Raw genomic sequence first — 25,567 nt, 5'->3', positions numbered from 1 at the left:
CGCCATCGGCGATTTTAATGCTCCGGGCCGCGCTTCTGTCGCGCCGGCATCAGCCGGCGCGGTCTAGCGAGCTCCTCGCGCAGGGGCCGTAGTACCCCCAGGTCGGTTCCCGAAGCCTCCCGGGAGCGAGGCGCAACCCTCGCCCGCAGGCGCCGCACCCACCCCGCCAAACGACATGCCTCCGGATGGCCGCCCCTCGGGGATGGGATGCGAGCAAGTATATGGGAGGTTGGGAAGGCGGGGATAAAGTCGCGGTCGATCCCTGCGAGTCTGTATTGAATGGCTGGTTTCAACCCATTGCAGAAATTCCGCAGGGCGAAGTAGACCGCGATGTCACGGAGATTCGCCACCCTTGCTGACCATTGTTATGACGTTAGCGCTGCTGGCATTGCTGCTGGTCGGGCTCGTGATCCTTCTGCTGCGTTTTGCCTACCGGCTTTGGCGAAAGCCTGGGCCTGGCAGAGCCGCTAGGCGATCCATGATCGTCATTTCTTGTCTGCTCCTCATCGGCGTTCCCTACTATCTGGCCGAACGCTATGAGCGTCAGTTCCTGCTCGCCCGTGTTCCGGTCCCTCTCGAAGTAGCTGCTGTGGAATATCGGCTCGAGAAATCATGGGGCGTTGGATTCATGCCCGGCGACAACGAGACGGGCTTTGTGGTCTATCGTCTCACCAGCGAAAGCGCGGAATGGGCCCGCAATCAGGGAAGCCGGCTGGGAGACAAGCTGCCGGGCGGCACGTCAAAATGGCATCTATCGCCGGTTAAGGATGCTGGCGATAAGGACTGGCACCCCTATGATCACGACCCGCAAATGATGTCTGTGAAGCGAACAGCGAACCATCCTCCGACTATTCAGGAATACCTTGAAAAGTATGGCTTCATTATCCCCATTGAGGATGGAAGGGACGCTGAAGCCGACCAGGCAATCCAATCCGAAGGCTCATTTTATTCCTACGGCCTCGGTGGGAGCGTCACGATCATCGACCCGATAAGAGGGAAGGTTTATTTTGCATATGCGGGATAGCGCCCATGCATCGTCACCGCGGCGAGCCCCGAACCTTCGCTTCCCACCAATAGCTGAAGTTTCCGACTGGCTGCTCGCGGCGTTTACGCGCTGATCAATACCGCCGACAATTCCGGCTTCACGTTCAACGTCTGGAAGACGACGCAATAACGCTCGGTCAGCTTGAGCAGCGTGTCGAGCTTCTCCTGCGGCGCGTCGGTCTCGACGTCGAAGGAGAGGCGGATCGCCTTGAAGCCGACTGCGGCGTCCTTGGCGACGCCGAGCGTGCCGCGGAAGTCGAGATCGCCCTCGGCGCGGACCGTGCCCTTCTTCAGCTCGATCTCGAGCGCAGTCGCGACCGCCTTCAGCGTGACACCGGCGCAGGCGACGAGCGCCTCGAGCAGCATGTCACCGGAGCAGAGCTCGGCGCCGGAGCCGCCGGTCGCGGGGTGCAGCCCGGCAAGCGCGATCGCCCGGCCGGTCTCGACCTTGCAGGCGATGTGCTGGTCGTCGAGCTCGCCCTTGGCCTTGAGCGTGATCACCGCCGCGTCCGGCGCCTCACGATACTTGTCCTTGAGCGGGGCCTGCAAAGCGCGCAGCGCGGTGACGTCCATGATCTCGATCCCTGTGAAGCGGTCGGGTGCCTTGTAGCCGCTTCAGGCCGCCGCCTCCACCTCCGGCACGACATGCCGGCTTTCCTTTCGAGCGCCCGGCGCAACTCACGGCGCAGGGCGACGAATCCGACGGAGCGCTCGTCGCGGGGGCGGCTCAGCAGGTTGTCGAGACTGAAGGCGACCGGCCCCGGCAGCTGCGGCAGGACGAGGATGCGATCAGCCAGGCGCACCGCCTCCTCGACGGAGCCGGTGGCGATGACGACGGCCGGGCGCCCCTGCGTACAGAGCTCGGGCAGGAAGGCGGCCAGCCGCTCGCGGGCCTCAGCGTCGAACGCCGCGAAGGGCTCGTCGATCAGCAGCAGCCTCGGCCTGACCAGCAGGAGACGGGCGATGGCGAGCCGCAGCAATTCTTCGGGCGAGAGCGCGTCTGGCCGCTGCGTCGCCTGCACGGCGAGGCCGACGCGAACCAGAACATTGGCAATCAGGCCCTCGCGCTCGAACGGCGTTGCCTTCGGCAAGGCGAAGGCTAGGTTCTCGGTGAGGCTGAGCCAGGGGAAGAAGCGCGGCCGGGCGCAGAGCAGGCCGAGCTCCGCCGTCGGCACCGCCCCATCATCGGGTGCGATACCTACAAACCCACGCAGCGCCGCCGAGCGAACCTCGGCGGAGGCGCCGAGCAGCGCGACGACTTCACCCGCAGCCGGGCGCGGCAGAACGGTGTCAGGATAGCGCGAGAGGTTGTGAAGAGCGGCCGACATCAATAGCTCCTTCCAAGACAAGGCGGAGGGAGCGTCGACGGCATCACGCCATCTCTTCGTTCCCGCGCTTTAGCTGCATTTGTTTCGCGCCCGCAAGCTGAGGCTCAAATCGGCGCGTATGTCCTTTCATACGGTCTAGGCGTCCGTTTTGTCAAACGGATGACCCTCGCTCGGCGAACTCGTCGCGCGTCAGTCGGTAGCGGCATTGCAGCACGGTCTCGCCGCGGGACCGCGAGCTGCGCTCGACCTGGTCGAGCAAGCGGAAACCCAATCCGGCCAGAATCCGCCCCGATACCGCATTGTCGGCTGCATGCGCCGAACGGAGTGCCGATAGTTCGAGCTCCGTGAAGGCGAAGCGAACCGCCGCGCGGGCGGCTTCGGACGCGAAGCCCTGCCCCCAGGCCGTGCGTTCGAACCAGTAGCCGAGTTCGCCCTCGCCGCCGGCGACCTCGTCGACGTCGACGAGGCCGATCATCCGGCCCTCATGCTCCACAGCGAAACGATAGGCCTCGCCTGCTACCCATTCGCGCGGATGATCGGCGAACCAACCGTCGATCTCAGCCCGGTCCGGCGGAAACGAGGCCATGCGCAGCATGCGCGTGACGTCCCAGTCGGACTGGATCTCGAAGGCGCGTTGCGCATCGGCGGCCGTGGATAGACGCAAGACGAGCCGGGCCGTGGTGATCGCGCTGCGAGGGATAGGGAAAACCGTCATCGCCGCCAGATTGCCACCGCAGGATGACGCCTACCACCACATCCCGGCACTCTCGGCCGTCTTGTGCTGGCGTGGCTCGCTGTCGGTGAGCGAGCGGTCGAGCGTGCGCAGCGCCTCGCGCTTGATCGCCTCGAAGGCCGGCGACAGCCGGTCGCGCGGGCGGGTCAGCGGATTGTCGAGCTCGTCGAAGATGCGGCCGGGCCGCGGCTGCATCACCACGATGCGATCGGCCAGCGTCACGGCTTCCTCGACATCATGGGTGACCATCACCACGGTCGGCCGGCTCTCCTCCCAGAGGGCGAGCAGATGGCCGTGCAGGCTGGCGCGCGTGGTGGCGTCGAGCGCCGAGAAAGGCTCGTCCATCAGCAGCAGCTTCGGCCGGGTGACAAGAGCCCGGGCGATGGCGACGCGCTGCTGCTGGCCGCCGGAAAGCTCGCGCGGCCAGCGCGCTTCATAGCCGGCGAGGCCTACCCGGGCGAGCGCACCGGTGACGAGGCGATTGCGTTCCGCAGCCGACAAGTGGGCGAGGCCGAAGCCGGCATTGTCGGCGACCGAAAGCCAGGGCAGCAGGCGCGGCTCCTGGAAGATCACGCCGACATCGGCGCGCGGCTCGGTGATGACCGCTCCATCAAGCAGGATGGCCCCCTCGCTCGGCCGGTCGAGTCCGGCGACGAGGCGCAGCAGCGTGGTCTTGCCGCAGCCGGAACCACCGACCAGCGCCAATATCTCGCCGGCGGCGACGGAGATGTCGATGCCGGAAAGCGCGCGGGTGCCGTCGGCATAGGTCTTGGAGAGGCTGTCGAAGACCAACATGGGGATCCCCTCAGAGCCTGTCCCTGGCGGTGTCCTGCCAGGCGAGGAAAGGGCGCGTGAGGGCGAGCAGCAATCCGTCGGCGAGCTTGCCGAGGACGGCGAAGGCGATGATCGCGGCGATGATGGTGTCGGGCCGGCCGAGCTGCTGGCCGTCGACCAGGAGATAGCCGAGGCCCTCGCTGGCGCCCATGATCTCGGCCGCGACGACGAACATGAAGCCGAGCCCGAGGCCGCCTCGGAGTGCCGTGAACCAGTCGGGCAGGATGGCAGGCAGCAGGACGCGCCGGACCATGGCGAGCCGGCTCAGGCGAAAGACACGGCCGACCTCGACGATCTTGCGGTCGATCGAGAGGATCGCAGCGGCGACGCCGAGATAAACCGGGAAGAAGACACCGACCGCGATCAGCGCCACTTTCGAGGCCTCGAAGATACCGAACCAGAGGATGAAGAGCGGCACCCAGGCGATCGAGGGGATGGCACGCAGGGCCTGCAGGGTCGGGTCGAGCAGGCCGCGCGCCAGCGGCAGCGCACCGGTCAGGGCGCCGAGCGCGGTGCCGACGGCCGCGCCGATGCCGAAGCCGGCAGCGACGCGCCAGAGCGTCGCCAGCGCATGGGTCCAGAGCTCACCGCTGACGGCGAGTTGCCAGAGCGTCTTGCCGACCACGCTGGGCGGCGGCATCAATCGGCCATTAGCGAGGCCGGCCCGGACGAGGATTTCCCAGATGATCGCGAGGACGACGGGCAGAAGAAAGCCGGCGAGGCGCAAGCCGGCACGAGAAGCCGGCCGCGCAGGAGGCGCGGCCGGCTTCTCGTCGATGGCGTCTGCGATCTCGATCGAACTCATTGCGACGGGATCATGCCCGCTCAGTTGGTCGCGGCAAAGCGCTTGTCGATCAGGGCATCGACCGTCGCCTTGACGTCGGCATTGGCCGGCAGGACGCCGGCCTGCTGCAGGGCCAGGCCCGCCGCGAGGATCGTCTCGGCTTGAGCCGGACCGATCGTGCTGTGGGTCAGTTCGGTGCGGGTGAGCTGGCGCTCGATCACCGCGTCGGAAAGCTTGGTCGCCTCGACTAGAGCCTTCCTGACCTCGGCCGGGTTGGCGAGGGCAATGGCACGCGCCTCCTCATAGGCCTTGAGCACCTTGCGGACGAGGTCCGGGTTCTTCTCGGCGAACTCCTCGCGGACATTGAGGACGCCCCAGGTGTTGTCGGCGGCCTTGCGATGGAAGAGCTTGGCGCCGGCCTCGACCTCGGCGGCGGCCATCATCGGGTCGAGCCCGGCCCAGGCCTCGACGTCGCCGCGTTCGAGCGCGAGGCGCCCATCGGCGTGCTGCAGCAGCACGAGCTTGACGTCCTTCTCGGTCAGCCCGGCCTCGGCGAGCGAGCGGACCAGGAAGATGTGCGGATCGGTGCCACGGGTGACGGCGACGCGCTTGCCCTTGAGGTCGGCGACCTTGGTGATCTCGGTCTTGGCGCCGGTGACCAAAGCCGTCCACTCCGGGCGCGAATAGACATAGATCGACTTGATCGGGTTGCCGTTGATCTTGGCGATCAGCGCAGCCGCGCCGGCAGTCGAGCCGAAATCGAGCGAGCCGGCATTGAGGAATTCGAGCGCCTTGTTCGAACCGGCCGAGAGCACCCAGCGGACCTTGATGCCATCGGCCTCGAGCGCCTTTTCGAGGATGCCGCGGTCCTTCAGCACCAGGCTGACGGGATTGTAGGTCGCATAATCGACGCGGATTTCCTTCGGCGCCTGCGCCATGGCGCTACCGAAGGCGAGCGAGGCTGCGGCGAGGCCGGCGAGCGCGGCGCGGCGGGTCAAAGCTGAGATGATCGGCATGGCGTCCCCTTCGAAGATTCTGCGCGAAGGGGTGGAGGCGTTCTGGCCTCCGGCGCCCCCGCTTTAGCTGCACTTGTTTCGCGCCCGCAAGCTGCTGGCTCAAATCGGCGCGTGTCCGATTTTTAGGTGCGTACGTTCTGTTTGTCAAACAAGACGGCCGTCGATGTGAGATCGATATTTTCACATCTGTTCATGTTGAATTAGAACTCCGCGCGTGGCCGCATTCGTGCTAGGAATCGCTGGCCGCCGCTTCTGCCGAAAGCCCGAAGAGCCTCGTTCAGTGCCGCCCTCTCCCGACAAGCCAGCGCCCCGCCTCGCCGAGTTCATCGAGAATCCCACCACCGCGGTCGGCAAATTGGCGCGGCAGTTCGCCCAGGGTGATCGCGACAGCTTGCGCAGCGCCCTGGTCGATGCCCTGCGCGACAATCTCGAGGAAGGGCGCCAATCCGCCCGGGAAATCCTGGCGCGCACCCGCAACGGTCTGTCCTGCGCCAAGCGGCTGTCCGGCGTGATGGACAGCGTCGTCGCCAGCCTGCATGCGGGGGCGACGCGGCATTTCTATCCGGTCGAGAACCCGTCCGCCGGCGAGCGCATCGCCGTCGTCGCCGTCGGCGGCTATGGCCGCGGCACGCTGGCGCCGGGTTCGGATGTCGACCTGCTCTTCCTCTTCCCCGACAAGCAGACCGCCTGGGGCGAGAGCGTGGTCGAGGCCATGCTCTACCCGCTCTGGGATCTGAAGCTGAAGGTCGGGCACTCGGTGCGCTCGGTCGACGATTGCATCCGCGAGGGCCGGGCCGACATGACGATCCGCACCGCGCTCCTGGAAGCGCGGCTGATCTGCGGCGATGCGGCGCTGTTTGCCGACCTCGTACGGCGCTACGGCGCCGAGATCGCCGAGGGCACGGCCGCCGCCTTCACCGAAGCCAAGCTCGCCGAGCGCGAGACCCGCGTCGCCCGCGCCGGCTCGTCGCGCTATCTGGTCGAACCCAACGTCAAGGACGGCAAGGGCGGCCTGCGCGACCTCAACACGCTGTTCTGGATCGCCAAGTACTCCTACCGCGTCGACGATTCCGCCGAGTTGGTCGAGGCCGGGCTGTTCGATGCGCGCGAGTTCGCGATGTTCCAGCGCTCGGAGGAGTTCCTCTGGCGGGTGCGCTGCTGGATGCACTTCATCACCGGGCGGGCCGAGGAGCGGCTCTCCTTCGACCTGCAGCGCCAGGTCGCGGCGGCGATCGGCTATGCCGGCCGCAGCGGCCAGGCGCCGGTCGAGCGCTTCATGAAGGCCTATTTCCTTGTCGCCAAGGATGTCGGCGACCTCACTGCGATCGTCTGCGCGGCGCTGGAGGCGCGCCAGCAGAAGCCGCGCGCCAGCCTGACCAGCCTGATCGGCACCTTCACCAAGCGCCGGCGCGTGCGCGCGCTCGGCCATCCCGACTTCACATTGCGGGGCCAGCGCCTCGCCGTGGTCGACGACGAGGCCTTCAAGCGCGATCCGGTCAACCTGCTGCGGCTCTACGAGATCGCCAGCCGTGACGACCTCGCCATCCACCCCGACACCAGCCGGCTGGTGACGCAGTCGCTCCGGCTGGTCACGCCGCAATTACGGCAAGACCGCGAGGCCAACCGCATCTTCCTGGAAATCCTGACGGCGCGGCGTTCGCCCGAGGCGGTGCTGCGGCGGATGAACGAGTCCGGCCTGCTCGGCCGCTTCATCCCGGATTTCGGCCGCATCGTCGCGATGATGCAGTTCAACATGTATCATCACTACACGGTCGACGAGCACCTGCTCCGCTCGATCGGCATCCTCGCCGAGGTCGATGCCGGCGCGCTCGAAGCCGAACACCCGCTGGCGAACTCGATCTTCGCGACGATCACCAACCGGCGCGCGCTTTATGTCGCGCTCTTCCTGCACGACATCGCCAAGGGCCGGCCGGAGGATCATTCGGTCGCCGGCGCCCGTATCGCCCGCAAGCTCTGCCCGCGGCTCGGCCTCACCGACGCCCAGACCGAGACGGTGGTCTGGCTGATCGAGAACCATCTGGTGATGTCGACCGTCGCCCAGAGCCGCGATCTCGGCGACCCCAAGACGATCGAGAGCTTCGCCGCGATCGTGCAGAGCCTGGAGCGGCTGAAGCTACTGCTGGTGCTGACCGTCGCCGACATCAAAGCGGTCGGCCCCGGCGTCTGGAACGGTTGGAAGGGCCAGCTGCTGCGCACGCTCTATTACGAGACCGAGGTCGTGCTCGCCGGCGGCCATTCCGGCATCGAGCGCAAAGCCAGGGTCGAGCGCAAGCAGGAGGCGCTGGAAGCGCATCTGGCGGACTGGGCGGAGGATGAGCGGGCCGCCTATCTCACCCGGCACTATCCGGCCTACTGGCTCAAGGTCGAACCCGAGCGGCAGGAGCAGCACGCCCGCTTCCTGCGCGAGGCCGAGATCGCCGGCCGTACCACCGCGACAAGGGTCGAGACCGACCAGTTCCGCGGTGTGACCGAACTCACCGTGCTGGCGCCCGACCATCCGCGCCTGCTCGCCATCGTCACCGGCGCCTGCGCGGCGGCCGGCGGCAACATCGTCGACGCGCAGATCTTCACCACCACGGACGGCTTGGTGCTCGACACGATCTTCGTCTCGCGCGCCTTCGAGCGCGACGACGACGAACTGCGCCGGGCCGAGCGGATCGCGGCCGCGATCGAGCGCGCGCTGAAGGGCGAGATCAAGATCGCCGACCTCGTCGCCCAACGGCGCGCCCCGCCGCCGCGCGGCGGAACCTTCCAGGTCGCGCCCGAGGTGATCATCGACAATGTCTTGTCGTCGCGGCACACGGTGCTGGAGGTCTCCGGCCTCGATCGCCCCGGCCTGCTCTACGATCTCACCACTGCGATCGGGAAGCTTAATCTCAACATCGCCTCGGCCCATATCGCGACCTTCGGCGAGAAGGCGGTCGACGTCTTCTACGTCACCGACCTCACGGGAGCGAAGATTACCTCGACTGGCCGCCAGCTGCTGATCCGCCAGGCGCTACTCGCTGTATTCACCCAGGAGCCCGACAAGCCGGCCGCCACCAAGGCCAAGGCCATGGCCCGCGCTTGATTTCGCCCGGCCGAAGCCCGATATCGGCGACGAAGCCGGTGTGCCTCGAGGTCACGCCGCAATGATCCATGACGATCAACGATTGGGATGATGGAATGACGCAGAACCCTGCGAAAGACGATCCGAAGCCGGAAACCGAGAGCCAGGACACGGCAGAGACTCAGGCGGTCGAGCCGCAGACGCCCGACCCGCTCGCCACGGCCGAGGCCGAGCGCGACGACTTCAAGGACAAGCTGCTTCGCACCCTCGCCGAGATGGAGAACCTGCGCCGGCGTACCGAGCGCGAGATCGCCGACGCCAAGGCTTATGCGGTGACCAGCTTCGCCCGCGACCTGCTCGGCTCGGCCGACAATCTGCGCCGCGCGCTCGAAAGCGTGCCGGAGGCGGCCCGCGCTTCTGCCGATACTACGCTGAGCGCTGTGGTCGAGGGCGTCGAGCTGACCGAGCGCGAGCTCCTGAAGACGTTGGAACGCCATGGCGTGCGCAAGATCGATCCGCATGGCGAGAAGTTCGACCCGAACCTGCATCAGGCCATGTTCGAGGCGCCCGATGCCGCGATCGCCAAGGGCCTCGTCTCGAAGGTGGTGCAGACCGGCTACAAGATCGGCGAACGGGTGCTGCGCCCGGCGCTGGTCGGCGTCTCGGCCGGCGCCCCCAAGCCTGCCGCCAACGGCTCGGGCAACCCGGCCGCGGATGCCGGCGACAAGCCTGCGAACTGACAGGTGCTCGAAGCCGCGGGCGTCGTCGTCTTCGCCCTGACCGGGGCGCTCGTCGCCGCCCGCAAGCGGATGGACCCGTTCGGCTTCATCCTGCTCGCTACCGTCACCGGCGTCGGTGGCGGTAGCTTGCGCGATCTCCTGCTCGACCGGCGCGTCTTTTGGATCGAGGCGCCGTCCGACGTGATGCTGTGCACGGCCGTCGCCCTGACGGCTTGGACCATCGCCTATTGCAAGCCAGGCACGCTCGACGGCTGGGGTGCCAAGCGCCTGCTGATCTGGGCCGACGCGGCGGGGCTCGCGCTCTTTGCCGTGGTCGGGGCGCAGAAGGGGCTAGCATCGGGCGTTCCCATCGCCTCAGCGATCGCCTTCGGCGCGATGACCGCGACCTTTGGCGGTATCATTCGCGATATCCTTGCCGGCGACCGGCCGATGGTGCTGTGGAGCCGCGACTTCTACGTTACCGCAGCCGCTGCCGGGGCCGGCGCGACAGTCGGCCTCGCGCAAATGGGGCTGGACGCGAGGCTCGTCATGCTGGGCGGGCTCGCCGCGGGCTTTGGCCTGCGCGCCGGCTCGCTCCTGTTCGGCTGGTCGTTCCCGAAGCTGCCGGGCGACGACACACCACCTCCGTCAGGCTGACGGCTTCGTCACCCGCCGCAAGGTCAAGTTGATCCGGCCCGCTTGTGGCAGCAGGCTCGACGATCCCGCGAGGATGCGATCGATGCCGTGAAAAGCGAGACGCGCCTCGCCGCCGAAGGCGAGCGCATCGCCCGAGGCCAGCTTCAGTGAGATCGTCTTGCCGCCCCGACTGGTGCCGCCGATGCGGAAGATGGCGGTGTCGCCAAGCGAGAGCGAGAGCACCGGTGCATCGAAATCCTGCTCGTCGCGATCCTGATGCAGGCCCATCTTCGCGGTCGGTTCGTAGAAATTGACGAGGCAGGCCTCAGGCGGATGCGGATAGCCCGCGAGCTCCTCCCAGGCACGCAGCAACCGAGCCGGGATCGGCGGCCAGGGTGCGCCGGTCTCGGGGTGAAGCGGCTGGTAGCGATAGCCGCGCTCGTCGGAGACCCAGCCCAGCGCGCCGCAATTGGTCATTTTGACGGAGAACGGCTTTCCGGTCTTCGGCATGCGCGGCATATAGAACGGTGCCCGCCGCGCCGCCTCGCGCAACTCTGCAACCAGTGCCGCCTGCTCGGCAGGATCGAGATAGCCCGGCCAGTGTGTCACCCCAGGCGCGACGGGAAGCACCGTCATCGCAGCGCTCAGAACTTGTCGAGGCCGAGCACGTCGGCCATCGAATAGAGGCCGGGCTTGCGGCCGCGGCCCCAGAGCGCCGCCTTGACCGCGCCCTGCGCGAACAGGCTGCGATCCTCGGCGACATGGGCGAGCTCGAGCCGCTCGCCGGCGCCGGCGAAGATCACCTTGTGGTCGCCGACCACGGTGCCGCCGCGCAGCGCGGCAAAGCCGATCGTGCCGGGCAGACGCGCGCCGACCTGGCCATCGCGGACCGCGACCCGGGACTCGGCGAGATCGACGGCACGCCCCCGCGCCGCCGCCTCGCCAAGCAGGACGGCGGTGCCCGAGGGCGCGTCGACCTTCATGCGGTGATGCATCTCGACGATCTCGATGTCCCAGTCGGTGCCGAGCGTCGCCGCGACCTTGCGCACCAGCGCCGCCAGCAGATTGACGCCGAGGCTCATATTGCCGGAGCGGATGATGGCGGCATGGCGCGCCGCCGCCTCGAGCTTGGCCAGATGCTGCGGCTCCATGCCGGTGGTGCCGGCGACATGGACGATACGGGCCTGGGCGGCGAGACCGGCGAAGGCGACGGTGGCATCGGGGGTGGTGAAATCGAGCACGCCCTCGGCCTCGACGAAGGCGGCGAGTGCGTCATCGCTGACCGTGACCCCGCTGGCGGGCAGCCCAGCGAGCACGGCGGCGTCCTGGCCGAGTACCGGAGAGCCCGGCCGTTCGATCGCAGCGGAGAGCACGCAGCCGGGCGTGTCATGGATCGCTTTGACCAGCGAGCGGCCCATCCGGCCGGCGGCGCCGACGACGACGAGACGCATGTCGCTCATGGTGAAACGCTCCAAGACAGCCAAGGCAGGCGCCGATTGCCGACGCCGGCAATGCCTATAAGCCGCTTCATGGCCAGCCGAAACGAAAAAACGGCCGGGCAAAGCCCGGCCGTGCAGATTTCGGGTGTGGTCGCCGGCCTAATCGATCGGCTGGATCGCCGCGACCTTCCATTCGCCGCCGCGCGAACGAACGAAGGTCCAGTGCTCGATCACCTCGCGCGGGATCGTGGCATGGCCTTCGACGACCTTGCCGCCATTGCGCTCGACCATGGCGGTGAGCAGGCTGAAGCGCATCGCGACGGTGGCGTAGTCGTAGCCGTCTTCGCGCCAGGATTCGGCGAGGTCGCCCTGCAGCAGCTTGACCTCGGCGGCACGCTCGATCAGGCCCTTGCGGGCATTCTCGGCGAACTCTTCCTCCAACGCACCGGAGATTTCCGGCGTTGCGATCTGGCGCAAGCGGGCGACATTCTCGTCGGAGATGGACGACTGCACCTCGGTCAGCAGGCGCTCGAAGCTGCCGTAATCGGCACCGACCAGCTCGAACTCGACCGGCTTGGCCACCGCTGCTGCGGCAGCGCCACCGCCGAGACCGCCGGCCATCGCCGGAGCAGTCGGCTGATAGGCCTGACGGCCGAGCGGTGCGCCGGCGCTGGCGAGCTGCGGCTCGCTGCGGCGGCGGAACAGGCGCAGCGCCAGCCAGATCAGGCCACCGATCAGAGCGACCTGGAAAAGCAGGCCGAGCATGCCGGCAAGACCGCCGAAGCCGGCGCCCGAGAGCAGACCGAACAGGCCGGCACCGAGCAGACCGCCGGCAACACCCATCATCAGGCTGCGTGCCATGGACGGACGCGCCGCCTGCGCGGCAGCGCCAGCAGCCGGAGCGGCGGCCGTCGGGCCGGGCGCCTGCGTCGGGCTACGCTGGAACGAGGAGCCGGGCGCAGTCGGCGTCGGAGCGACCTGCGACTGGGTGCGCGAACCGCGGCTGCCGAAGCTGCGGCCGCCTGGAGCGGCCTCGGCGATGATCGGCACCAGCAGAAGCGCGCCGGTGATAAGGGCGATTGCACGGCCACGACGGGCGAGCGAAATCAGAGACATGGTTCCTCCCGGAGCCGGATTGGCTCTCTGAACCCGGAATATGGTCGGGTCGTACGACTTTCGCAAGGTGAGCCTGCGGAGAACAGCGCTGCTCAGCCGACTATCCCACCATTGGGGGTTCGGCGCCGCCGTGCTATGGTTTCCGTCGCGTTAGCCTTTAGGCGAACGATGGGAGCGAGCCATGATCGGATCCCCTCGGAAGCTACCCTGTTCAGGCGCCGCGGCGCTGCCCTTTGGGCGCTCTTTGCGACAATCGCGCTACTGTTCCAAACCCCTGCCCTTGCGCAGAACCGCGCGACCGCCCTCGACAGGCCGCGCCTGGCGCAGGCTCCGGAGCCCTACTGCTTCTGCTGGAGTGACGGCAAGAAAATCGCGGAAGGCAGTATGGCCTGCATCCGCACCACCATGGGCCGCCGCCTCGCCACCTGCGGGCGCGTCATCAACATGATGTCCTGGGAAGTGACCGAGAACCCCTGCCCGGAAAGCTGAGCAGAACCACACCGTCTTTCCGGGGCAGGCTGCAGGCCCGAGCCTGGAATCCATGACCACGAGTTGGCCGGAAAAGCGCAGTCGCGTCCGCGCCCACAATGCCATCACCGGTGTTCATGGATTCCGGGCTCGCCGCTTCGCGGCGCCCCGGAAAGACAGCGTGTTTGCCTGTCAAGCGAGCGGCCAAAGGAAAAGCGCCGCCGGGCCTCTCCGGCGACGCTTCCCAATTGGTTCAATGGTCTTTTCGACTGAGGCTGACTTGCCCGTCAGAACGCTCCGATCACGATCGCCAGAACCAGCGCAAATGCCGCACCCATGGCCAACCGGTCGAGACTTAGCGCGAGGTTCATGAGAACCCTCCTTTGTCATTGACCTGACATGGAAGCTAGCAGAAATGGCGGCCGCTGCAAGTGCCTGCGACGCCGCAGCGAGCGCCACACCAGAGAAACGTTCTTAATCAGCGGTTAAAGCATTGAACTGCTTTGTGGATAGTTCCAAACAAGACCTTCTCAGCAGAGATTTTTAGTATTCCAAAGAGCAGTATAGATCCCTGCCGTCACAATCGAGCCTGAGTTGTTGCAGCGCAATATTGTCCCAGGCGGGACCAGCGCCCAGCTTTCGCCGAGATTTCGTCATCCCGACATCAGGATCAGGCGCTCAAGCGCACGCGCCACGGCAATGACTTTCGCATCGTCACCGAAGCGTCCAACGAGTTGGAACGAGACCGGCAGCCCGCGCGGGCCACGCATCAGCGGCACGGTCAGGCAGGGCGTGCCGAGCAGTGTCCAAAGCCGGTTGAACTTGGAATCGCCGGTCGAGGCGAGCGTCTCCGGTGCCTCACCTGGCGCGGCATAGGTCAGGACGAGATCGGCCTCGCCGAACCAGCGCTGGGCTGCCTGGCGCCCGCGCCGGGACGTGGCGCGCGCCGCGTCGTAGTCCTGCGGCGTGGTGGCGCGAACCTCGTCGAGATAGGCGCGCAGCTTCGGCGGCAGCTCGTCGCGATGATTGGCATATTCCCAGGCGAGCGCCTGCGTCGCCTCCCAGTTCTGCAGCGGTCCGTGGGCATGGAAGGTCTCTGCGAGTTCGGCCGGCGTCGCCAGCTCCAGGACCTGCGCGCCGCCTTGCCGGGCGAGTTCGGAGATGCGCTGCAGCGCCCCCTCACAGGCCGGCTCGGGCTTGTCGGCGAACTCCTGCCGGCAGAGGCCTAGCTTCAATCCATCCAGCGTAGCCTCGGGCGCATCAAGATCGGCGCGCCCGGTCAGCGTCGCCAGGGCAAAGCCGAGATCGCTGGCGCTTGCCGCCATCAGGCCGAGCGTATCGAGCGACCATGAGAAAGGCTTCACCCCGACCGTCGGCAGAAGTCCGTAGGACGGCTTGATCGCAGCGACGCCGCAATAGGCGGCAGGCCGGATCACCGAACCTCCCGTCTGCGTACCGATGGCGAGCGGAACGAGACTGGCGGCAACCGCCGCAGCCGAGCCGGCCGAGGAACCGCCGGGGCTGGCAGAGCGATCGTGCGGATTACGGGTCGGAGCCGGATCGAGGAAGGCAAAGGCCGTCGTCTGGGTCTTTCCGGCGACGGTCGCGCCTGCCGCCTTCAGCGCCATTACGATCGGCGCGTCGGCCTTGGGTTGATGGCCGTCATAGATCGACGAGCCCATGCCGGTCGGCAGATCGGCGGTGTCGATGATGTCCTTGACGCCAACGGCGATGCCGGCCAACGGCCCCTCGCCCGGCGAAAGCGTCTCCGGGCGAGCCGCGAAAGCTCTGAGATCGCCATCCCGCTCCTCGATTCGCCGCTCACTGTCGGCAAGGGCTGCCTGCGCCGACATCGCGCCATTGGCGACGCGGCGAGCGATATCGCGAACCGAAAGCATGTTTTTATCCCTGGAACCTGCAGCCGAACGGCCGATGCGGCCATGCTGACACAAGCCCGGCGCTCGAAGGAAGCCGTGAGCGTGCCCTTGCAGACGGGGCATGCACCCTGCGCGGCGCGGTCCTCAGTAAGTCGCGCGCCCACCCGACAGGTCGAAGATTCCGCCGGTCGAGAAGGAGCAGTCGTCTGAGGATAGCCAGAGCACCATGCGCGCCAGCTCCGGCACTTCGACGAAACGCCCCATCGGGATGCGCGACATGATGTCGGCGCGCCGCTCGGCCGAGATCTCTTTCGCCATGGCGGTCTCGGCGGCGGCCGGCGTCACCGCTGTGACGATGATGCCCTCCTTGGCCGTCTCCTTGGCGACGCTCTTGGTCAGGGCGATCAGCCCCGCCTTCGAGGCGGAATAGGCGGCGGCCATCGCCATGCCCTCCTTGCCCTGGATCGAGGCGATGTTGACGACATGGCCGCGGAGCGGGTGGCCGTCCGGCGAACGCCGCGGCTCCTGGTGCAGCATCCGGCCGACGACGGCGCGGGTGACCAGATAGGCTCCGAACAGATTGACCTGCAGCACGCGCTGGAAATTCTCCGGCGTCGTCTCCCAGATCGGTTTCACTTCGCCGAGCACGCCGGCATTGTTGATCAGGATGTCGATGCGGCCATGAGTGGACACCGCGGCGTCGGCCGCCGCCTCGACCGCGTTGACGTCACGGATATCGAGCTGGCGCTGGCTGGCGCGGCGCCCGAGCTCGGTGACAGCCTGCCCCAGGCCGTCAGCGTCCTGATCCCAGAGCTCGACACTCGCACCTGCCGCGATCAGGGCCTGCGCGATACCACGACCGAGTCCACCGGCACCACCGGTGACGATCGCATGCCGGCCGGAGAGATCATGACGCACGCTCATCAGCCGGCACTCCAGGACGTCTTGGTCCGGGTGATCTGGTGACAATAGAGGCCGAGCGAGAACGGCCCCTCGCCGCCGAGCGCCTGCAGTTCCTCGGCCGCAAGCGACTCACGCGCCAGCGCGACGAACTCGGCCTCGTCGCCCCAGCCTTCGACCAGCAGAACCCAGCGCGGCACGGCATTGGCGACGCCGCGCGCCTTCTGCTCGGCGGTGGCGACGCCGCTCGCCTGCGCATCCGCCGCCAGCAGGTGGACGCCGGCGACGCCCCGTGCCGCAAGCAGATCCGGCACCAGCCCACGCAGCAATGCCGCCTTGTGGGCGGAGGCGATGTTGTCGGGCACGTCGTAGCGCAAGGTCGCGATCAACCCGCCCTGGGCCGGGCCACTGGTATGGGCGACACGGCAGATCGCGCGCGACACGGACCGGAAATGCCTCACCGCCGAGAGCGTCCAGGGCGTCGGCGCGTTGACCCTCGCCGTATAGTCCTGCCCCTTCAGCACCTCGACCGTCTGCGCCTCGTAGAGATTGAAGAATTCGAGATCGGCGTCGATCGCGACATAGCGGCGCCCGCGCAGGAAGCCAGGGATGCCGACCCGCTCCGGCATGTGCTCCTCGCCATGCCAGGCATAGAACTCAGCCCTGCCTTCCGGCGCGATGTCGTGCCAGATCGCGACCGCTCCTTCACCTGCCAGGCTCATCGTTCCTCCATCGGCTCGCGCTGCGAGGCGCGTTGACTTGGCCTCACCCCATCTCTATACGAAAATGAAATCCAAATTGGAAATGATTTCCAATCTTAATCAAAACGAGGGCGGGGACGAGTGACGATCGCGGCGGTCGAGCGTGCATTCAAGTTGCTGGAGGCACTGGCTGATGAGGCCGATGGCGCCGACCTGACGGTGCTCGCCGAGCGACTCGACCTGCCGGTCAGCGCGACCCACCGGCTGCTCACGACTCTCGCCGAACGCGGTTTCGTCACCCAGGATGCGCAGTCGGGCGCCTACGGGCTGACGCTGAAACTGTCGCAACTCGCCTTCCGCAATCTCGACCTGCGCGGCCTGCCAGATGCCGGCCAGATCGTCCTCGACGAGCTCGCTCGCGCCACCCGCGAATATTGCCGCCTCGCCGTGGTCGAGGGCGAGAACCTGACCTGGATCGCCCGCGCCCAGGGGGCGACCGCCGGCCTGCGCTACGAGCCGCCCATGGGAATGGGCATCGTCCTGCACGCCACCGCGACCGGCAAGGCATGGCTCGCCTCGCTGCCCGAGGCGGAGGCGCTGCGCATCGTCTGCGCGCGCGGTTTCGACGCAGAGGGCCGCGCCGGTCCGAACGCGCTCAGCGAGGTCGACGCCTTGCGCAAGCATCTCGCCGAAACCCGCAGCCGCGGCTTCGCGCTCGCCGTCGAAGAGGGCGAGATCGGTACCGTCGCTCTGGCGACGACCTTCCGCGCGGGCCCTGATGCGGGGGCAGCGATTGCGGGCACGCTCAGCGTCGCCGGGCCGCTGCCACGCATGCTTGAGCCGCGTCGCAGCGAGATCGCGGCGGCGCTCGCCACTGCCGCCCGGAACATGGCTGAGATCTGGCCGCTGAGGCGGCGACAGATCGGGCCCCTGCCAGCCGTTTCGACAGGGGCAGCCGGGCAAACGATGCCGACAGAGACATCAGCATGAGCAGCGACAGCGCAACCACGGAGACGACGGCTCAGGCCTCGGGTAATGCCGCCGCTTGGGTTTCAGCCATTGCCTGGCCCCTGGCGAGCTTCGCCGTGCTGCTCGTCGCCTGGCAGCTTCTGGTGCCGATGGCCGGCATCCCGGAATACATCCTGCCGGTGCCGAGCGCCTTCTTCGAGCGGCTCTGGATCGACCGGGCGCTGATCTTCCAGCACACGCTGGTGACGGCCAACGAGATCGTGCTCGGTTTCCTGATGGCAGCGGTGATCTCGATCCCGCTCGGCTACGTCATCGTCTCGGTCAGGCTGCTCGAAAAGGCGATCTACCCGGTCATCGTCTTCTTCCAGCTCGTGCCGAAGATCGCGATCGCACCGCTCTTCGTCGTCTGGTTCGGCTTCGGCCTATTCCCGAAAGTGCTGCTGACCTTCCTGCTCTGCTTCTTCCCGACGCTGGTCGCGAGCATGACGGGCTTTCGCGCACTGGACGAGCGCGTGCTCTATTTGACCCGCTCGATGGGCGCATCGGCCTGGCAGACCTTCCGCTATGTCCGGGTTCCGGCGGCACTGACCTATATCTTCTCGGGCCTCAAGGTCTCGGCCGTGTTCGCAGCGACGGGGGCGATCGTCGGCGAGTTCGTCGGCGCCAATGCCGGCCTCGGCTATCTGCTTTTGCGTGGCACGAGCTTCCTCGACATGCCGCTGATCTTTGCTTGCCTGGTGGCGCTCAGCGTCGTCGGCATCCTGTTCAGTTACCTCGTCGACGGACTCGAGGTGCTGCTGATGCCCTGGCAACGCAAGGGCTGAAGACCAAAGACACGACCGCCAATCCGGGCAAACCGGAACCACAGGGAGAACGACCATGCTGAGAAGGACATTGCTCACCGCCGCCGCCATGCTGGCGCTCGGCACGAGCGGCGCGCTCGCCCAGGCCGGCGGCAAGCCGATGAAGATCACGCTGAACTTCCTCGCGGCCGCGCCCAATGCCGGTTTCATGATGGCCAAGCAGATGGGCCTCTACGAGAAGGCGGGGATCAACCTGACGATCGAGGAAGGCAAGGGCTCGGGCACCACGGCGCAGATGGTCGCCACCGGCCAGACCGATGTCGGCTTCGCCGATGCGCCGGCCGCGATGCAGCTGCGCACCAAGGGCGCGCCGGTGAAGATCGTCGCGCCGGTGCTGCAGACCAACGGCTTTGCCATCATCTCGCTGGAAGAAAGCGGCATCGCCTCGCCCAAGGATCTGATCGGCAAGAAGCTCGCGGTCCAGCCCGGCACGGCGCAGACCATTCTGCTCGACGCCATCCTCGCCTCGAACCAGATCGACAAGAGCAAGGTCGACATCATCAACATCGATCCCGGCGCCTTCGTCGGCGCCCTGCTGGAGAAGAAGGTCGACGCCATTCTCGGCGGCGCCGATTTCCACTCGGTGCAGATCCGCGAGCGCGGCTTCAAGGTCCGCGACCTGTTCTACCGCGATGTCGGCGTGCCGACGGTGGGCCTGTCGATCATCGCCCGCGACGACAAGATCAAGGCCGATGCCGAGCTCTACAAGAAGTTCATCGAGGCGAGCCTGCAGGGCTGGGACGCCGCCCGCAAGAACCCGGATGCGGCAGCCGACGCCGTCGTCGCGCAATTCCCCTCGGTGAAGAAGGCGCAGGTGCTGGCGCAGTTCGACGTCGTCAACAAGCTGCTCTGCGCGCCCGGCGCCCCCTCGCTCGGCAAAGTGCCGGAGAAGAACTGGAGCGTGAGCTTCGACCTGCTGACGCAGTATCTCGGCCTGCCCAAGGACAAGCCGATCACCGACTACTACACGACCGAGCTGCTCCCGGCTTCGGCGCCGGCCTGCTCGTAGTCGACGAGGACAAGGCATGATTGCAGCAGCCGCCTCTCCCGCCGCCTCTATCCAGGGGCGCGGGATCGTCAAGGCCTTCGGCAGCTTCACGGCCGTCGAAGGGCTGACACTCGATATCCGGAGCGGCGAGTTCGTCAGTTTGATCGGCCCCTCCGGCTGCGGCAAGAGCACGTTCATGCTGATGGCGGCCGGGCTGATCCCGACCAGCGGCGGGGAATTGCTGGTCAACGGCAAGCCGTTGACCGAGCCGCTGACCGATATCGGCATCGTCTTCCAGGACCATCTGCTGCTGGAATTCCGGACGGCACTGGAGAACGTCATGCTGCAGGCCGAGATCCGCGGCCTGCCGCTGGCGCCGGCGAAGGAGCGCGCGCTCGAGCTCTTCGCCAAGCTCGGCATCAGCCATGCCGCCGACCGCTATCCCAAGCAGCTCTCCGGCGGCATGCGCCAGCGCGTCTCGATTGCCCGCGCGCTGATCCACAACCCGTCGGTGCTGATGATGGACGAGCCCTTCGGTGCGCTCGACGCGATCACGCGCACACAGATAAGGCACGACCTCGAAGTGCTCTGGCTGGAGACGGCCAAGACCGTCGTCTTCATCACCCATTCGATCGAAGAGGCGATCGGCCTCTCCGACCGGGTGCTGGTGATGTCGCCGACGCCCGGCAGGGTCGTCGACGAGATCAAGATCGAGCTGCCGCGGCCGCGCCCGGCGCATCTCGGCGATTATCCGAGCTTCAACGCCTATGCCGACCGCATCCATGATGCGTTCCGGCGCTTCGGGGTGATCAAGTACTAGTGGGCGTCATTCTCGGGCGAAGCGAAGCGCAGACCCGAGAATCTCGCAACGAGAAGGCGCTTTTCGGCGCCTCTTCCGGCCTGAGATGCTCGGGTCAAGCCCGAGCATGACGTGCCCCGCTCCCTCAGCCCGGCCGCTTCGGGATCTCCAGACCGCGCTGCACGGCGGGACGCGCCAGACCACGCTCCAGCCACGCCGGGACGAGCTTCAGCTTGTCGTATTCGACCAGCTCACCGGCGCCGTAGAAGCCGACGAGGTTGCGGACCCAGCCGAGCGTCGCGATGTCGGCGATGGTGTATTCGTCGCCCATCAACCAGTCACGGCCGGAAAGCCTGGTCTCGAGCACGCCGAGCAGGCGCTTGCTCTCTTTGGCGTAGCGGTCACGCGGGCGCTTGTCGTCGTATTCGCGGCCGGCGAATTTATGGAAGAAGCCGAGCTGGCCGAACATCGGGCCGATCGCCGCCATCTGGAAAAACACCCATTGCAGGGTCTCGTAGCGGCGAGCGGGATCGGTGGGCAGGAACTTGCCGGCCTTGTCGGCGAGGTAGACCAGGATCGCACCGGATTCGAACAGGCCGAAGGGTTTTCCGCCGGGACCGTTCGGGTCGATGATCGACGGGATCTTGCCGTTGGGGTTGAGCGAGAGGAATTCCGGCGTCCAGCTCTCGTTCTTGCCGATGTCGATCATGTGCGGCTCGTAGGGGATGCCGGTCTCTTCCAGCATGATCGAAACCTTCACGCCATTTGGCGTCGGCAGCGAATAGAGCTGCAGCCGGTCAGGATGCTGGGCAGGCCAAAGCTTCGTGATCGGAAAAGCGGAGAGATCGGACATCGGGGAGATTCCTCGGATGGCGGGCTTGGCACCGGCATTGCCGGCTCGCCCCATAGGCGGGACGCCAGTGGCGCAGGCCATGACGTTGCGGCGTAACTTGGGGCGGCACCCCTGGCGGCGCAACCGCTTGGACCTTGCAGTGCCGCCGAACCGTCAAAGCAAATCGGAAATGCGAAGGTTAAGACCGACGCCGGCCCGCGGAGCTGCGTTAACCGCCATTTAACGCCATCGGCAAAGTTAATCCCGTCGTGGCTTCCAGGACGCAGCCGGTCAACAAACCGTTCACCCAACGCCTCGCATTTGATGGGTCATGCGTCGCGTTCATCTCACCCTCATCGCGCTCGGCGTCATCGGCGTCGGCCTTGCCGGCTGCGGCAAGTTCCAGAAGCCGCAGCGCGCTGCCTGGCGTGACCAGGCCGAAGCCCAGTGCCTGGCCTCGCGCCAGGTGCAGCTCTCGGCCTATGTCAGCCTGCGCGACAAGGCGATCGACGGGCCGGGCACCTGCGGCATGGAAAAGCCGCTCAAGGTCGCGGCCTTCGCCAATGGCAGCGTCGCGCTGACCAGCAATGCGACGCTCGCCTGCCCCGTGGTCGCGACCACCGACAAATGGTTCACCGAGGTGGTGCAGCCGGCGGCGATGAACGTGCTCGGCGCGCAGGTGATCGAGATCCGCGCCGGCTCCTATTCCTGCCGCGCCATGAACAACGGCACCGGCACCAGCCGCACCTCCGAACACGCTTTTGGCAATGCCGTCGACGTCTTCTCCTTCCGGATGAACGACAACCGCGTCGTCACCGTCAAGGATGGCTGGCGCGGCTCGCCCGAGGAGCAGGCCTTCCTGCGCGAAATCTTCGTCGGCGCCTGCGAGCATTTCTCGACGGTGCTCGGCCCCGGCGCCGACGCCTTCCACTACGATCATTTCCACATCGACCTGGCGCGCCATTCCAAGGGCCGGCACATCTGCAAGCCGGTGATCAAGTACGAACCTAATTACAACCTGCCGCCACCGGATCCGGCGCGGCCGGACCGCATGGCACTGCAACAGCAGCAGCACGATACGCGTCAGACGCTGCCGCCGCCGATGGTGGCTGGTGGCTCAGGCGGGCTGCTGCGCCAGCCGAGCGGCGGCCTGCGCCCGCCGGGTGCGGTCGATGGCGGCTATTCCGTCGCCCATCGCTCCGGCCAGGGCGGGCTCGACGGCCAGCGGCGCTACATCGAAGAAGGCCCGCAGCAGGCGAGCCCGCGCTACCAGCCGCAGCCGGCGCCGAGCGAGATGCGCGGACCGCTGCAGCTGCCCGGTGCCACACCGCCGACCGAGGAGCTGATCGTCGGCGACGACGAGGGCAATGGCGTCCTCGACAGCGCCCAGCCGGGCGAGAGCGAACCGCCGATCAACCCGCGCAACGATCCGTTCGCCTATCGGCCCGGCCAGCCGACGGGCCCGCTCCGGCGGTAAAATAATGGCGGCGATCCCAAGCGGAGCGCCGTCATCATCCCTCAGGCCAACAGCCTTCAGGCCTTCGCGACCTCCTGAGCAGCTTCATCGATCAGCGCTGCCACCTCTCCGGCGCGCGAGGCCAGGGAGGCGTGGCTGGCATCGAGCGTGAGGATGCGGCGCGGCTTCATCCGCTCGGACATGCGATGCTGGTTGTCCGGATGGATCATCCGGTCGTCGGTGGAGAGCTGGTACCAGACCGGCTTCTTCTTCCAGGCCGGAGCCGTGATCGCATCGCCGAAGGTCGATGCCAGCGGCGCCTTCTGCGCGACCGCCATGGCGAGCGCCTCGTCGGCGCTCAGATCCTGGCAGAAGCTCTCATGGAACTTGTCGTAGTTGATCCAGAGATAGCCGTCGCTGTCGGGAGCGAGAGTGGCGAAGGCCGCCGGCGGGGCCGCCTGGCTGATGCCGCCGGGGCTTTCGCCGGCATCCGGCGCGAAGGCGGCGATGTAGACGAGGCCGACGACGTTCGGCAGATCACCGGCTTCGGTGATGACGGCCCCGCCATAGGAATGGCCGACCAGCAGCACCGGGCCCGCCTGCTGCTTCACCATCTTGCGCGTGCGCTCGGCATCGTCGGCGAGCGAGGTCAGCGGCATCTCGACGGCGCGCAGATCGGTATGGCCCTTGCGCGCCAGTTCGATAATGACCTTGCTCCAATGCGCGGCCCCACCCCAGAAACCATGAACGAGAACGATGGTCGGCTTGGCACTCATCGCGTCCTCCACTGATCAGCGACGCGGCCTCGCAAAATGCGGAACCTCGCGTGCTGTCAGGTTAGGACGCGAAAACGGAAGAAGCGACCGCTGATCCGCCACCCCTAGCGCGACACCAGCACCTGCCGGCACTCGGCCGGCAATGCATCGAGCGACATCGGCGGCTTGGGCTTCGGCTTGGGGCCGGGCTTTGGCTTGGGCGGGTTGAAGATCGCCTGATGCTGACGCTCGACCCAGCCGCTGAGCTCCTCGCCGCAGCCATCGCCGAAATTGGGCGGCTCCTGGCCGTCGCAGCCCTCGACGCCGGGCGGGCAGCTCATCCTGATATGGAAGTGATAGTTGTGACCCCACATCGGCCGAACCTTGCCCAGCCATGACCGGTCCGAGCCGGCCTCGCGGCAGAGCGCGACCTTGAGTGCCGGATTGACGAAGATGCGCTCGACCCTGGGCTCGCTGGCGGCAGCCTTGATCAGGCGGGTATGGGCCGGCGTCCAGTTCTTCGGATCGACATCGCGCCAGTCAGAACGGGCCATGTTGATCGCCGACATGTTCTCGCGATCGTCGCTGTCGAGGCGCTTGCGCGGCATCGGCGTCAGCCAGACATCGGCATCGAGCCCGATCTGGTGCGAGGCATGGCCGGTCAGCATCGGCCCGCCGCGCACCTGCGAGATGTCGCCGACGAGCAGCCCGCTCCAGCCGGTGATCTTGGGCACTTCGCGGGCGAAGCGCTCGAGGAAGGAGATCAGCTCGGGATGGCCCCAGTTGCGGTTGCGGGCGAGCCGCATCACCTGCCAATTCTCACCGTCGACCGGCAGCGCGGTCGCGCCAGCCAGACAGCCGCGGGCATAAGAGCCGATGGCGCGCGCCCGCAGCGCGGCAGGGGTGGTCTTCTGGCCGAACAGGGCGCGGGCTGCGTCAGGGTAAGCGGCAATGTTGGCGGCGCGGGTCTTCGCCTCCGCCTCGGCGGTGGATTGCGCGTGAGCCGGTCCGGCCGCGATCAGCAGCGGCAGGAGAATCAGGCAGGCGAAGCGGGATAAGGGTTGCATCGGCGCAGACTCGCAGGCCGCTCGCGCTCAGGTCAAGCTGCTCCCCGATCAACATGCTGGACAGGCGGCGGTTCAACCGGCAGCGTCTGCAACGCCGAAGGACGGGCAGCACGCTCCCCGGCGCCTGCAAGCGGAGGAGACATCAGATCATGAGCCGTTTCACACTCGACCGCCGCACACTGCTCGGCGGCATTGGCTCCACGCTTGCCCTGCCCGCAGCCAGTTACGCGCAAGGCGCCTGGCCGCAGGGGCGCACGCCGAAGCTGGTCGTGCCGTTCACGCCGGGCGGCGCGACCGACATCCTCGGCCGGCTCGTCGCCGACAAGGTCGGCCAGGCGCTCGGCGCGACCTTCGTGGTCGAGAATCGTCCCGGGGCCGGCGGCAATATCGGCGTCGAGGCGGTGGCCCGGGCCGAGCCGAGCGGCGACACGCTGCTGATCGTCTCGGTCGGCCTCGTCGCCAATCCGGCTCTCTATGCCAAGGTGAATTACGATCCGCTCACCGATTTCGCGCCGATCACCATGGTGGCGCTGGTGCCCAATCTGCTTGTCATCAGTCCCAGCCTGAAGGTCAAGGACACGGCCGAGCTGATCGCCTATGGCAAGGCCAATCCGGGCAAGCTGACCTATGCCTCCTCCGGCGTCGGCACTTCGATCCATCTCGCCGGCGAACTCTTCCAGAAGCTGACCGGGATCAAGATGGTGCACGTGCCCTATCGCGGCTCGGCCCAGGCGATGCAGGACCTGATCGGCGGGCGCGTCGACCTGATGTTCGACAACATCACCGCCGCGCTGCCTCAGGTTCGTGCCGGCACTGTACGCGGCTTCGGCGTCACCACGGCGCAGCGCGCGCCGACCGCCTCCGAGTTCGCGCCGATCAACGATCTCGTGCCCGGCTTCGACGTCTCCTCCTGGTTCGCCTTGTTCGCACCGGCGAAGACGCCGCAGGCGATCATCGACCGACTGCAGGCCGAGACCAAGGCCGCGATCGCCGATCCGGTCGTGCGCGGCAAGATGGACCAACTCGCGGCCCAGCCGGTCGGCAACACACCGACGGAGCTTGCTGCCTTTGTCCGGGCCGAGCAGGCCAAATGGGTGGGGCTGATCCGCGAGGTCGGCATCAAGGCGGAGTAACTTCACGGAACTTACGGTTCGCGCCCGACGTTCTTTGAAC

At 67.1% G+C, this 25,567-nt stretch carries 26 protein-coding genes; 11 read left to right on the top strand and 15 right to left on the bottom strand.

The genetic code is table 11. The features are described 5' to 3' along the window. Window positions 1-352: 352 nt before the first annotated feature. Window positions 353-1,024, top strand: coding sequence for a hypothetical protein (locus QO058_RS21410; protein WP_284168258.1), 672 nt, complete (start codon window positions 353-355; stop codon window positions 1,022-1,024). Between the two features lie 83 nt (window positions 1,025-1,107). On the opposite strand, the gene QO058_RS21405 is transcribed toward QO058_RS21410, so the two are convergent. From QO058_RS21405 to QO058_RS21380, 6 genes are all read right to left on the bottom strand, one after another. Then, on the bottom strand, window positions 1,108-1,617 hold the full coding sequence (locus QO058_RS21405) for an OsmC family protein (protein WP_284168257.1): 510 nt from the start codon (window positions 1,615-1,617) through the stop codon (window positions 1,108-1,110). After that, window positions 1,542-2,372, bottom strand: coding sequence for an ATP-binding cassette domain-containing protein (locus QO058_RS21400; RefSeq protein WP_284168256.1), 831 nt, complete (start codon window positions 2,370-2,372; stop codon window positions 1,542-1,544). The genes QO058_RS21405 and QO058_RS21400 overlap by 76 nt, the downstream gene beginning before the upstream one ends. 151 nt (window positions 2,373-2,523) lie before the next feature. Then, a complete protein-coding gene (locus QO058_RS21395; protein WP_284168255.1) occupies window positions 2,524-3,087 on the bottom strand; it encodes a GNAT family N-acetyltransferase in 564 nt (187 codons plus the stop codon). A 30-nt stretch (window positions 3,088-3,117) separates the two neighbouring features. Further along, on the bottom strand, window positions 3,118-3,900 hold the full coding sequence (locus QO058_RS21390) for an ABC transporter ATP-binding protein (RefSeq protein WP_284168253.1): 783 nt from the start codon (window positions 3,898-3,900) through the stop codon (window positions 3,118-3,120). 10 nt (window positions 3,901-3,910) lie between these two features. Next, window positions 3,911-4,744, bottom strand: coding sequence for an ABC transporter permease (locus QO058_RS21385; RefSeq protein WP_284168252.1), 834 nt, complete (start codon window positions 4,742-4,744; stop codon window positions 3,911-3,913). 20 nt (window positions 4,745-4,764) lie between these two features. Further along, window positions 4,765-5,730 carry an aliphatic sulfonate ABC transporter substrate-binding protein gene (locus QO058_RS21380; RefSeq protein ID WP_284172980.1) on the bottom strand — a complete coding sequence of 322 codons (966 nt, stop codon included), beginning with the start codon at window positions 5,728-5,730 and terminating at the stop codon, window positions 4,765-4,767. A gap of 334 nt (window positions 5,731-6,064) precedes the next feature. Here QO058_RS21380 and QO058_RS21375 point away from each other — a divergent pair, with 334 nt between their 5' ends. From QO058_RS21375 to QO058_RS21365, 3 genes are all read left to right on the top strand, one after another. Next, window positions 6,065-8,830: a [protein-PII] uridylyltransferase gene (locus QO058_RS21375; protein ID WP_432212075.1), complete on the top strand. Its 2,766-nt coding sequence runs from the start codon at window positions 6,065-6,067 to the stop codon at window positions 8,828-8,830. Window positions 8,831-8,898: 68 nt separating this feature from the next. After that, on the top strand, window positions 8,899-9,549 hold the full coding sequence (grpE, locus tag QO058_RS21370) for a nucleotide exchange factor GrpE (protein ID WP_432211964.1): 651 nt from the start codon (window positions 8,899-8,901) through the stop codon (window positions 9,547-9,549). A 3-nt stretch (window positions 9,550-9,552) separates the two neighbouring features. Then, complete coding sequence (locus QO058_RS21365; RefSeq protein ID WP_284168250.1) at window positions 9,553-10,185, top strand: trimeric intracellular cation channel family protein; 633 nt, start codon at window positions 9,553-9,555, stop codon at window positions 10,183-10,185. Here QO058_RS21365 and QO058_RS21360 read toward each other — a convergent pair. From QO058_RS21360 to QO058_RS21350, 3 genes are all read right to left on the bottom strand, one after another. Continuing rightward, window positions 10,177-10,800, bottom strand: coding sequence for an alpha-ketoglutarate-dependent dioxygenase AlkB family protein (locus QO058_RS21360; protein ID WP_284168249.1), 624 nt, complete (start codon window positions 10,798-10,800; stop codon window positions 10,177-10,179). The two genes, QO058_RS21365 and QO058_RS21360, sit on opposite strands and share 9 nt — an antisense overlap. Window positions 10,801-10,808: 8 nt before the next feature. Further along, a complete protein-coding gene (gene dapB / locus QO058_RS21355) occupies window positions 10,809-11,615 on the bottom strand; it encodes a 4-hydroxy-tetrahydrodipicolinate reductase (protein WP_284172978.1) in 807 nt (268 codons plus the stop codon). 147 nt (window positions 11,616-11,762) lie between these two features. Continuing rightward, window positions 11,763-12,719 (bottom strand): TIM44-like domain-containing protein, encoded by a 957-nt coding sequence (locus QO058_RS21350; RefSeq protein WP_284168248.1) that lies wholly within the window; start codon window positions 12,717-12,719, stop codon window positions 11,763-11,765. A gap of 135 nt (window positions 12,720-12,854) precedes the next feature. Between QO058_RS21350 and QO058_RS21345 the strand changes: the two genes are divergently transcribed. Next, on the top strand, window positions 12,855-13,208 hold the full coding sequence (locus tag QO058_RS21345; RefSeq protein ID WP_284168247.1) for a hypothetical protein: 354 nt from the start codon (window positions 12,855-12,857) through the stop codon (window positions 13,206-13,208). Between the two features lie 632 nt (window positions 13,209-13,840). Here the strand turns inward: QO058_RS21345 and QO058_RS21340 are convergent. From QO058_RS21340 to QO058_RS21330, 3 genes are all read right to left on the bottom strand, one after another. Beyond that, window positions 13,841-15,085 (bottom strand): amidase, encoded by a 1,245-nt coding sequence (locus tag QO058_RS21340; protein ID WP_284168246.1) that lies wholly within the window; start codon window positions 15,083-15,085, stop codon window positions 13,841-13,843. A 123-nt stretch (window positions 15,086-15,208) separates the two neighbouring features. Continuing rightward, window positions 15,209-15,988 (bottom strand): SDR family NAD(P)-dependent oxidoreductase, encoded by a 780-nt coding sequence (locus tag QO058_RS21335; protein WP_284168245.1) that lies wholly within the window; start codon window positions 15,986-15,988, stop codon window positions 15,209-15,211. After that, on the bottom strand, window positions 15,988-16,686 hold the full coding sequence (locus tag QO058_RS21330; RefSeq protein WP_284168244.1) for a hypothetical protein: 699 nt from the start codon (window positions 16,684-16,686) through the stop codon (window positions 15,988-15,990). The genes QO058_RS21335 and QO058_RS21330 overlap by 1 nt, the downstream gene beginning before the upstream one ends. A 120-nt stretch (window positions 16,687-16,806) precedes the next feature. Here QO058_RS21330 and QO058_RS21325 point away from each other — a divergent pair, with 120 nt between their 5' ends. From QO058_RS21325 to QO058_RS21310, 4 genes are read left to right on the top strand one after another with little or no spacing between them, the layout of a single operon-like run. After that, window positions 16,807-17,655 (top strand): IclR family transcriptional regulator, encoded by an 849-nt coding sequence (locus QO058_RS21325; protein ID WP_284168243.1) that lies wholly within the window; start codon window positions 16,807-16,809, stop codon window positions 17,653-17,655. Continuing rightward, on the top strand, window positions 17,652-18,458 hold the full coding sequence (locus QO058_RS21320; RefSeq protein WP_284168242.1) for an ABC transporter permease: 807 nt from the start codon (window positions 17,652-17,654) through the stop codon (window positions 18,456-18,458). Before QO058_RS21325 ends, QO058_RS21320 begins: the two co-directional genes overlap by 4 nt. Window positions 18,459-18,513: 55 nt before the next feature. Next, window positions 18,514-19,506, top strand: a complete 993-nt coding sequence (locus QO058_RS21315) for an ABC transporter substrate-binding protein (RefSeq protein ID WP_284168241.1) — start codon at window positions 18,514-18,516, stop codon at window positions 19,504-19,506. A gap of 16 nt (window positions 19,507-19,522) precedes the next feature. Further along, window positions 19,523-20,305: an ABC transporter ATP-binding protein gene (locus QO058_RS21310; RefSeq protein WP_284168240.1), complete on the top strand. Its 783-nt coding sequence runs from the start codon at window positions 19,523-19,525 to the stop codon at window positions 20,303-20,305. Between the two features lie 124 nt (window positions 20,306-20,429). Here QO058_RS21310 and QO058_RS21305 read toward each other — a convergent pair whose 3' ends face one another. Continuing rightward, entirely contained in the window at window positions 20,430-21,137 is a 708-nt protein-coding gene (locus QO058_RS21305; protein WP_284168239.1) for a glutathione S-transferase N-terminal domain-containing protein, read from the bottom strand. Window positions 21,138-21,447: 310 nt separating this feature from the next. On the opposite strand from QO058_RS21305, the gene QO058_RS21300 reads away from it, so the two are divergent. Then, on the top strand, window positions 21,448-22,593 hold the full coding sequence (locus QO058_RS21300; RefSeq protein WP_284168238.1) for an extensin-like domain-containing protein: 1,146 nt from the start codon (window positions 21,448-21,450) through the stop codon (window positions 22,591-22,593). Between the two features lie 56 nt (window positions 22,594-22,649). Here the strand turns inward: QO058_RS21300 and QO058_RS21295 are convergent, their stop codons facing one another. Both QO058_RS21295 and mepA read right to left on the bottom strand, forming a co-directional pair. Continuing rightward, window positions 22,650-23,348, bottom strand: coding sequence for an alpha/beta hydrolase (locus tag QO058_RS21295; RefSeq protein ID WP_284168237.1), 699 nt, complete (start codon window positions 23,346-23,348; stop codon window positions 22,650-22,652). A gap of 104 nt (window positions 23,349-23,452) precedes the next feature. Next, complete coding sequence (gene mepA, locus QO058_RS21290; RefSeq protein WP_284168236.1) at window positions 23,453-24,394, bottom strand: penicillin-insensitive murein endopeptidase; 942 nt, start codon at window positions 24,392-24,394, stop codon at window positions 23,453-23,455. Window positions 24,395-24,543: 149 nt separating this feature from the next. Here mepA and QO058_RS21285 point away from each other — a divergent pair, with 149 nt between their 5' ends. After that, window positions 24,544-25,527, top strand: a complete 984-nt coding sequence (locus tag QO058_RS21285) for a Bug family tripartite tricarboxylate transporter substrate binding protein (RefSeq protein WP_284168235.1) — start codon at window positions 24,544-24,546, stop codon at window positions 25,525-25,527. Window positions 25,528-25,567: the final 40 nt, after the last annotated feature.

Origin of the sequence: Bosea vestrisii, from assembly GCF_030144325.1 — a bacterium.
GTDB classification, from domain to species: domain Bacteria; phylum Pseudomonadota; class Alphaproteobacteria; order Rhizobiales; family Beijerinckiaceae; genus Allobosea; species Allobosea vestrisii_A.
Note: the sequence above shows the minus strand (reverse complement) of the source record. Positions and strands in the feature narration are given on the sequence as shown.

Excerpts from the sequence above, each read along its gene's own strand:
- QO058_RS21405 (WP_284168257.1), bottom strand. The coding sequence starts at position 1,617 with ATGGACGTCACCGCGCTGCGCGCTTTGCAGGCCCCGCTCAAGGACAAG.
- QO058_RS21400 (WP_284168256.1), bottom strand. The coding sequence starts at position 2,372 with ATGTCGGCCGCTCTTCACAACCTCTCGCGCTATCCTGACACCGTTCTG.
- QO058_RS21395 (WP_284168255.1), bottom strand. The coding sequence starts at position 3,087 with ATGACGGTTTTCCCTATCCCTCGCAGCGCGATCACCACGGCCCGGCTC.
- QO058_RS21390 (WP_284168253.1), bottom strand. The coding sequence starts at position 3,900 with ATGTTGGTCTTCGACAGCCTCTCCAAGACCTATGCCGACGGCACCCGC.
- QO058_RS21385 (WP_284168252.1), bottom strand. The coding sequence starts at position 4,744 with ATGAGTTCGATCGAGATCGCAGACGCCATCGACGAGAAGCCGGCCGCG.
- grpE (WP_432211964.1), top strand. The coding sequence starts at position 8,899 with ATGACGATCAACGATTGGGATGATGGAATGACGCAGAACCCTGCGAAA.
- QO058_RS21360 (WP_284168249.1), bottom strand. The coding sequence starts at position 10,800 with ATGACGGTGCTTCCCGTCGCGCCTGGGGTGACACACTGGCCGGGCTAT.
- dapB (WP_284172978.1), bottom strand. The coding sequence starts at position 11,615 with ATGCGTCTCGTCGTCGTCGGCGCCGCCGGCCGGATGGGCCGCTCGCTG.
- QO058_RS21350 (WP_284168248.1), bottom strand. The coding sequence starts at position 12,719 with ATGTCTCTGATTTCGCTCGCCCGTCGTGGCCGTGCAATCGCCCTTATC.
- QO058_RS21345 (WP_284168247.1), top strand. The coding sequence starts at position 12,855 with ATGGTTTCCGTCGCGTTAGCCTTTAGGCGAACGATGGGAGCGAGCCAT.
- QO058_RS21340 (WP_284168246.1), bottom strand. The coding sequence starts at position 15,085 with ATGCTTTCGGTTCGCGATATCGCTCGCCGCGTCGCCAATGGCGCGATG.
- QO058_RS21335 (WP_284168245.1), bottom strand. The coding sequence starts at position 15,988 with ATGAGCGTGCGTCATGATCTCTCCGGCCGGCATGCGATCGTCACCGGT.
- QO058_RS21330 (WP_284168244.1), bottom strand. The coding sequence starts at position 16,686 with ATGAGCCTGGCAGGTGAAGGAGCGGTCGCGATCTGGCACGACATCGCG.
- QO058_RS21320 (WP_284168242.1), top strand. The coding sequence starts at position 17,652 with ATGAGCAGCGACAGCGCAACCACGGAGACGACGGCTCAGGCCTCGGGT.
- QO058_RS21315 (WP_284168241.1), top strand. The coding sequence starts at position 18,514 with ATGCTGAGAAGGACATTGCTCACCGCCGCCGCCATGCTGGCGCTCGGC.
- QO058_RS21310 (WP_284168240.1), top strand. The coding sequence starts at position 19,523 with ATGATTGCAGCAGCCGCCTCTCCCGCCGCCTCTATCCAGGGGCGCGGG.
- QO058_RS21305 (WP_284168239.1), bottom strand. The coding sequence starts at position 21,137 with ATGTCCGATCTCTCCGCTTTTCCGATCACGAAGCTTTGGCCTGCCCAG.
- QO058_RS21300 (WP_284168238.1), top strand. The coding sequence starts at position 21,448 with ATGCGTCGCGTTCATCTCACCCTCATCGCGCTCGGCGTCATCGGCGTC.
- QO058_RS21295 (WP_284168237.1), bottom strand. The coding sequence starts at position 23,348 with ATGAGTGCCAAGCCGACCATCGTTCTCGTTCATGGTTTCTGGGGTGGG.
- mepA (WP_284168236.1), bottom strand. The coding sequence starts at position 24,394 with ATGCAACCCTTATCCCGCTTCGCCTGCCTGATTCTCCTGCCGCTGCTG.
- QO058_RS21285 (WP_284168235.1), top strand. The coding sequence starts at position 24,544 with ATGAGCCGTTTCACACTCGACCGCCGCACACTGCTCGGCGGCATTGGC.